This is a genomic window from Oligella ureolytica DSM 18253, assembly GCF_000373745.1.
In the GTDB taxonomy this organism is placed as follows: Bacteria; Pseudomonadota; Gammaproteobacteria; order Burkholderiales; family Burkholderiaceae_B; genus Oligella; species Oligella ureolytica.
Genome location: NZ_KB892370.1, coordinates 1 through 1,379 on the forward strand (window position 1 = coordinate 1; position 1,379 = coordinate 1,379).

At 51.1% G+C, this 1,379-nt stretch carries 1 protein-coding gene; it reads left to right on the plus strand.

Annotation, left to right across the window (positions count from 1 at the left end):
* Window positions 1-96: 96 nt before the first annotated feature.
* Window positions 97-1,350 carry an IS256 family transposase gene (locus B092_RS0113345; protein WP_018575721.1) on the plus strand — a complete coding sequence of 418 codons (1,254 nt, stop codon included), beginning with the start codon at window positions 97-99 and terminating at the stop codon, window positions 1,348-1,350.
* Window positions 1,351-1,379: the final 29 nt, after the last annotated feature.

Consider the following 1,379-nt stretch of genomic DNA (forward strand, 5'->3'; position numbering starts at 1 on the left):
GAGCTATAGTCATTTGTGGTGTATGAGGAAAAAAGAAGGTGGCGTATCCTGTTGATTGTTTCGACCAAGAAATAACCAACAGTTGAGTGATACGCCATGACCAATACTACCTTGAATGTTCTTTCACAACCAGATGAAACTGGCACAGATGTGCTTACCGCTTTGCTACGTAATGGAGCTCGCCAGCTCATTGCGCAAGCAGTTGAAGCTGAGTTGCAACAGCTGCTGCAAACCCATGAAGACAAACTCTTGCCTGATGGCCGCAAAGCCGTGGTGCGCAACGGCCATTTGCCCGAGCGTAGCATTCAAACGGGTATCGGCGATGTCGACATCAAAGTGCCCAAAGTGCGTGACCGCAGTGGCTCTGGCATTCGTTTTACCAGTGCGTTGCTGCCTCCGTATCTCAAGCGCGCTCGCAGCGTTGAAGAACTGTTGCCGTGGCTTTACCTCAAAGGTATTTCCACCGGAGACTATCAAGAAGCCTTGGCAGCTTTGCTCGGTGAAAATGCCAAAGGGCTGTCAGCTAACACCATTTCCAGGCTTAAAGAGCGCTGGATTGATGAGCACCGCGAGTGGCGTCAGCGCGACTTGAGCGACAAGCGCTACGTGTACCTTTGGGTTGACGGCATTTACAGCAACGTTCGCCTCGATGACCGTCTGTGCTTGCTGGTGGTGATGGGCGTGACAGAGCATGGTCGCAAGGAACTGGTTGCTGTTGAGGAAGGGTATCGCGAGTCCGAAGCCAGCTGGCTTGAGCTGCTTAATGGACTGGTCGCACGCGGACTTACGAGCTGCCCAAAGCTGGCAACAGCTGACGGCGCGTTGGGTTTCTGGAAAGCCCTGAGCAAGGTCTATCCGCAAACCAAACAGCAACGCTGCTGGGTGCATAAAACGGCCAACGTGCTCAACAAATTACCCAAAGCAGTACAGCCTAAAGTGAAGGAGGCATTGCATGACATCTGGATGGCTGAGACGCGTGAAAACGCCCACAAAGCCTTTGATACGGCACTGGCAAGGTTTAGTGCAAAGTACCCCAAAGCTATGGAGTGCTTGGTCAAAGACCGTGAAAGCATGTTGGCTTTTTACGACTTTCCAGCCGAGCACTGGGTGAGCATACGCACCACCAACCCGATTGAATCTGCCTTCGCTACAGTACGCTTAAGAACCAGTAAAACCCGCAACTGCGGCTCAAGAAATACAACCCTAGCAATGGTTTATAAATTGCTACAATCAGCGCAAAAGCGCTGGAACCGCCTGAAAGGATTTAACCTGCTAACCCTAGTGGTTAACAACGTGAAATTCCAAGACGGCGAACAAGTAATGGAGCAATCAGACAGGAAAGCTGCTTGATGCCCATACACCAGATTTGACTATAACTC